Origin of the sequence: Microcystis sp. M109S1, from assembly GCF_020247025.1 — a bacterium.
Taxonomy (GTDB): Bacteria; Cyanobacteriota; Cyanobacteriia; order Cyanobacteriales; family Microcystaceae; genus Microcystis.
Genome location: NZ_JADBRW010000220.1, coordinates 1 through 6211, shown reverse-complemented (window position 1 = coordinate 6211; position 6211 = coordinate 1). Strand labels below are relative to the sequence as shown.

Below are 6211 nucleotides of genomic sequence, written 5' to 3'. Positions count from 1 at the left end.
AGTGCCAGCCATTGGAGTGTTCGGGGGGGAAATTTAGGCACTTTTTCCCTGAAAATTAGGTAATTGACCCCCTGAAAATGGGTAAAACCCCACACCCCACACCCCACACCCCACACCCTACCCCCACGAAAAACTTTTTGCCGCAAACCCTACTTAGTATTTACTCAATACCTAGTTTTTGCAATGTTAGTAAACGTTCTTTACTAAACTCATCGTACACGGTTTTCAGATGAGTAATATTCTCCTCCTCGGTTTCTAAAGTTTTCCCATCTTTAACCACTTTTTTGCCTTGACTTGCCAAAATTTGCCAGACAAAACTTACCCCGTCTTGGTTATTAGATTTTGCTAACAGAAATAACTGCTCTAAACGATTGACCAATACTCCAGTACCAATCAAAGGAGAGGCTAAAAAGCTTAATTCCTCATCATAGATCGCTTTCGCTTTCACTGCATTATTAAAAGCATTAGTAGATGGTTTCCGTTCTTGGCAAGTTTGCTCATCGACAGCAGGATGAATATAGCCAATACCAGTTAAAATCATCAGAGCTTGGTAAAGACCATTTAAGTTAATATTTGAGGTTTTGGGGTGATTTTGTAGTTGCAGTAAAGTTTGGGGAGATTCCGCCAAAACCTGACAAATTGGCTGATAAACTGCCTCCTGTAACTTAACTTCTCCCACGGGGAACTGATGCTCGAACTTGATATTTGCGGGATTAACAATCATGGCAAACCGGGTTTCTTGTAGTTGTTTAAGCTGTTCTTGGGTGGTTAAACTTAAGGAGCCTCGAATAAAAATATCACGGCGGAATTGATTGTTAACAAAGAAATCTCGCACCACTTCCCGATAGATTTGGTCGCTAATTTTTGCTAATTTTTCTTGGGCTGCCTGAGAGAGATTGACCGCATCAATATGGTCATTAATATGAGCGGAACCCACATATTTAAGTTTAGCATCCTCTAATTCTTTCGCCACTTCATCGAAGTAAAAAGAATTCCATTCCTGATTGAAATACTCGTGAGCTAAATAATAACGATTTTGTTCCTTCAGGCGCTCGTAACGATTTTTTAAAATTGGATTTTGGTCAAAATAACTAGCATTAGCTTCTAATAATTCTCCTGTAAAATTAAGTGCCTGTTCAATGCGGGTTAAAATTGGTTCGGAACTGTGTTGACCATGACGTAACATTAAAGCTTGCATCGGCATCGCTGCTGACCAACCCGGAAGAGCATTATAGGAGATATAAACTAATCCCCCCACCTTGAGATTGCGGCGAATAAAATTAACTATTGCTTGGCGGTTTTTGGCACTAATCCAGCTATAAATTCCGTGCAGACTGATGAAGTCAAATTGAGGTAAATCTCGCTCTAAAAATTCCTCAAAACTATCATCAAAGAAAAGAATATTCTTCATTCCCGCCTTGGCCGCTAAATCTCTAGCCGTGGCGATATGGCTAGGGTTGAAATCATTGGCATAAAATTGAGCGTGGGGATAGGTAGCTGCTAAAATATTCGTGGTAAAACCCTGACCACAGGCCAATTCACAATAGGTAAATTCTTGGCTAGAATCGGGGGGTTGAATGGATTTAATCAGAGTGGCTAAACCTAATTTTAGGGGACTTAACTCGCCGTAAAAGCCGCTAGTGTAGTTAACTTCCGATACATATCCTTCTGTCCAACTCATGGGTATTCCTCAAATATAGCAATCCTAAATCATTTTTTAAAAACAACTGTATTGATGAATTTTAGGAAAATCAAATTTATGATCATCAATACAAAATTCAAATAAAAATTTGACAATCTTAAAAGACTTGCATAAATACCAGTATTTTCTTAAAAAGTTTTTCCCTTGCAACCAAACATCTTCCACTGGATTCTGTTGTGGAGCATTCGGTGCAAATAAAATACAAGTAATTGGCCATTCATTAGCTTTCTTTCCATTATTTATTTCTTCTAAGAACTCTTTGAACTCTCCAAATTTATGATAGCTTGCTCCATCCCAAATAAAAATCATTCTTTTATCTTTATATTCGTTTTGTAAATGTTTTGCAAATTTAACGGTTGATTCTCCATCTCCCGAACAGTAACCTTCAATATGAAACTTCTTAGTCTTGTAGTTCAATGCTCCAAAATATGTTTGTCTTTCTTTTTCATTTTTAATGGGTACTTCTACTCTACTTTCTGTTTCTCCCCATACATATCCAGTTAAGTCTCCATTCAGCAAGTGACATTCATCTAAAAATAATACTATTATTTCCCCAGATTCGATTTCATCCTTGTTTTCAGCTAATACCTTCTGAATTTCTTTCTTCTTTTTTTCGACTAACTCTTGAGCGAATTTTGGATTACTTTTTTGAGATTTTTGACCACTTATTTTCGCCAGCGAAAACAAATGATAATAACTTTGTTTGGATTTGTAAATAACACTATAATGTTTGCTGATATAATCGATTAATTCATCCATGTTCCAATAACTCTTTGCTTTCAACCACCCGATTACCTCATGGGTCTGGTCATATGTTAAATATCCGATCGATCCTTTATATCCTATTCTAATTCCTTCGATTCCTTTTGTTTTAAATATATTTCTCCAGTAATATATAAAAGATTGCTTGACACAGAGTATTTTGCTGATTTCTTCACAGGTTTTACCTTCGAGGGACATCTTTACTGAGAGCGCTCGTTTCATTTCTCTTGAATCTATTACACTTTTTATAAATAGTTCTAATTCAGCGATTTGTAGTTCCTTGCTTTGCTTCTCCAATCCTGTATAATTCATTTTTTATTGGGTATAATTAAACATTCAATATTATCTTATCACTTTTTTGAAAATAATTTAGGATCGCTATATAATGACAAGTCATAAAATTAAGACTTGATTATACAGGAAAAGAGCCATGTACCCTAGATTTTTGTTGGTGACAGCAAGGACAATAAAGCTATACAATGCCTATTAATACTAGAGTATTAACCGTTTAGCCAAACGATTCGGCAACTGCCAATAAACCCTAGAAGCGATATTTCTCGTGAAAACCGACAGTCTCTTTTACCAAATCTTCCTGCGCTTTCCCGACAGTTTCTTTGACTTAATCGGACAACCCCGGCAACAGGCAGCAAACTATAGCGTTTCCTGTTTACAAGAGGTACATTCTCAATGCTGAAAAGCTTAATTAGCAAAGGTTAAGCTGTGCCTCACAGATGCGAGAACCGCTATATCAATTCACCTCCCAAGAGGTGAAACAACTCTCTTTCCGTCTCGATGGCTTATTTATGCCTCTGGTTGAGGATAGTCAGCAACCCCTCTACCTAGTGGAAGTGCAGTTCCAACCAGATAACAGCTTATACTATCGACTTTTTGCGGAATTGTTCCTATTTTTAAAACAATATCGACCACCCCACCCCTGGCAAATTGTCGTCATTTATCCCCATCGTCGGGTGGAACGGGAACAATCCCTACATTTTGGCGAAATCCTCAATTTAGCAAGCGTTAGACGCATTTATCTCGATGAATTGCCCTACGGAGACAATCCCTCCTTAGGAATTGGTGTGATTAAATTAGTAGTAGAGTCGGAAACAGCAGCGGTGAGGACTGCTCAAACCCTAATCGAGCGGACTAGAGAAGAAATCACCGACCAGTCCAGTCAACGGCAGTTAATTAATCTAATCGAAAGTATCATTATTTACAAATTACCCCAGAAAAGTCGCGAGGAAATTGAAGCTATGTTTGGACTAAGTGATTTAAAACAAACGAGAGTCTATCAAGAGGCACTGGCCGAAGGAGAAGAACAAGGTCTCGAACGGGGTCTCGAACGGGGTCTGCAAGAGGGGGAACGTTTGGTGGTGGAAAACCTGCTCCGAGTCCGCTTCGGTGAGTTAGACCCGGAAATTCAAGCTATTATCAGCCGGATTTTACAACTGTCCCCAGAAGAATTTACCCCTTTACTCCTACATTGTTCCAAAGAGGAACTCTTAAATCGATTTCCCCCAGAAAAGTCGCGAGGAAATTGAAGCTATCACCACCCTTATCAAGGGTAGGGTTAATTCATGAATTAACCCTACTATGAGAGTTGATTGATGAATTAACCCTACTATAGCGGTATGCAGTCGAATGAGGTATACTGCAACAAGCTATAAGTCAGTCTAGGCAAGACTTTGTCTGTATCTCACTCAAGCGAATACCGCTATATGAGAGTTGATTGATGAATCAACCTACTACTTCCCCCAGAAAAGTCGCGAGGAAATTGAAGCTATGTTTGAACTAAGTGATTTAAAACAAACGAGAGTCTATCAAGAGGCACTGGCCGAAGGAGAAAAACAAGGTCTAGAACGGGGTCTAGAACGGGGTCTAGAACGGGGTCTAGAACGGGGTCTAGAACGGGGTCTAGAACGGGGTCTGCAAGAGGGGAAACGTTTGGTGGTGGAAAACCTGCTCCGAGTCCGTTTTGGTGAGTTAGACCCAGAAATTCAAGCTATTATCAGCCGGATTTTACAACTGTCCCCATAAGAATTTACCCCTTTACTCCTACAGTGTTCCAGAGAAGAACTCTTAAATCAATTCGGCAATTGCCAATAAACCCTAGAAGCGAGATTTCTCGTGAAAACTGACAGTCTCTTTTACCAAATATTCCTGCGCTTTCCCGACAGTTTCTTTGACTTAATCGGACAACCGCAACCGGGAGCAGCAAACTATCAATTCACCTCCCAAGAGGTGAAACAACTCTCTTTCCGTCTCGATGGCTTATTTATGCCACTCAGAGAAGATATTCAGCAACCCCTCTACCTAGTGGAAGTGCAGTTCCAACCAGACGACACCCTCTACTATCGGCTTTTTGCGGAATTGTTCCTGTTTTTAAAACAATATCGACCACCCCACCCCTGGCAAATTGTCGTCATTTATCCCCATCGTCGGGTGGAACGGGAACAATCCCTGCATTTTGGCGAAATCCTCAATTTAGCAAGCGTTAGACGCATTTATCTCGATGAATTGGCCCCAAGGGACAATCCCTCCTTAGGAATCGGTGTGATTAAATTAGTAGTAGAGTCGGAAACAGCAGCGGTGAGAACTGCTCAAACCCTAATCGAGCGGACCAGAGAAGAAATCACCGACCAGTCCAGTCAACGGCAGTTAATTGACCTCATCGAAAGTATCATCATTTACAAATTACCCCAGAAAAGTCGCGAGGAAATTGAAGCTATGTTTGAACTAAGTGATTTAAAACAAACGAGAGTCTATCAAGAGGCACTGGCCGAAGGAGAAGAACGGGGTCTAGAACGGGGTCTAGAACGGGGTCTCGAACGGGGTCTCGAACAAGGTCTGCAAGAGGGGGAACGTCTGGTGGTGGAAAACCTGCTCCGAGTCCGTTTCGGTGAGTTAGACCCAGAAATTCAAGCTATTATCAGCCGGATTTTACAACTGTCCCCAGAAGAATTTACCCCTTTACTCCTACAGTGTTCCAGGGAAGAACTCTTAAACCAATTTCCCCCAGAAAAGTCGCGAGGAAATTGAAGCTATGTTTGAACTAAGTGATTTAAAACAAACGAGAGTCTATCAAGAGGCACTGGCCGAAGGAGAAGAACGGGGTCTAGAACGGGGTCTAGAACGGGGTCTGGAACGGGGTTTAGAACGGGGTCTGCAAGAGGAGGAACGTCTGGTGGTGGAAAACCTGCTCCGAGTCCGTTTTGGTGAGTTAGATCCAGAAATTCAAGCTATTATCAGCCGGATTTTACAACTGTCCCCGGAAGAATTTACTCCTTTACTTCTCCATTGTTCCAAGCAGGAACTCTTAAACCAATTTCCCCCAGAAAAGTCGCGAGGAAATTGAAGCTATTACCCCCCTTATCAAGGCTATCCATTAGTCAGATCTTTCTTAACAAAAAGAGAAGAAACTTAAAAAAAGGGGAAACGATTGATAGGTATAGTTTTGAAAGAAGGAATCAAGGTGGAGGTGAGCAAAAAAATGGAGAAATGGGCAGCCCAAGAATTACAGTATGCAGACCTAGGGGACACGAGAAGAAAGAAAAGATTAATCAGTATCGTGGAAAATTTGGCCAGTCAATTTAGTACAAGTCTACCACAAGCTTCGGGAAATCTAGCCGCCGCCAGTGCCACCTACGACTTTTGGAATTCACCCTATTTTCAACCCTCAGATATAATTGCCGCCCAAGCTAAAAGTACAGTAGAAAGAATCAAAGAACATCCAATAGTTTTGGCAGT

Annotated in this window: 5 protein-coding genes and 2 pseudogenes; 5 read left to right on the top strand and 2 right to left on the bottom strand. The window is 40.7% G+C overall.

What is annotated here, in order from left to right:
* Nucleotides 1-160 precede the first annotated feature (160 nt).
* Complete coding sequence (locus IM322_RS11045) at nucleotides 161-1681, bottom strand: methyltransferase regulatory domain-containing protein (RefSeq protein WP_287675337.1); 1521 nt, start codon at nucleotides 1679-1681, stop codon at nucleotides 161-163.
* Nucleotides 1682-1717: 36 nt separating this feature from the next.
* On the bottom strand, nucleotides 1718-2734 hold the full coding sequence (locus IM322_RS11040; protein WP_287675341.1) for an IS630 family transposase: 1017 nt from the start codon (nucleotides 2732-2734) through the stop codon (nucleotides 1718-1720).
* A gap of 289 nt (nucleotides 2735-3023) precedes the next feature.
* Here IM322_RS11040 and IM322_RS11035 point away from each other — a divergent pair.
* The 5 genes and pseudogenes from IM322_RS11035 to IM322_RS11015 all read left to right on the top strand — a co-directional run.
* Nucleotides 3024-4005, top strand: a pseudogene (locus IM322_RS11035) (Rpn family recombination-promoting nuclease/putative transposase).
* A gap of 202 nt (nucleotides 4006-4207) precedes the next feature.
* Nucleotides 4208-4498, top strand: a pseudogene (locus IM322_RS11030) (Rpn family recombination-promoting nuclease/putative transposase); the annotation flags it as partial.
* 93 nt (nucleotides 4499-4591) lie between these two features.
* Nucleotides 4592-5503: an Rpn family recombination-promoting nuclease/putative transposase gene (locus IM322_RS11025; protein WP_287713205.1), complete on the top strand. Its 912-nt coding sequence runs from the start codon at nucleotides 4592-4594 to the stop codon at nucleotides 5501-5503.
* A 4-nt stretch (nucleotides 5504-5507) separates the two neighbouring features.
* Nucleotides 5508-5819, top strand: coding sequence for an RpnC/YadD family protein (locus IM322_RS11020; RefSeq protein WP_287713204.1), 312 nt, complete (start codon nucleotides 5508-5510; stop codon nucleotides 5817-5819).
* A gap of 135 nt (nucleotides 5820-5954) precedes the next feature.
* A partial coding sequence (locus IM322_RS11015) for an IS4/Tn5 family transposase DNA-binding protein (protein ID WP_287675339.1) occupies nucleotides 5955-6211 on the top strand: 257 nt, incomplete at its 3' end.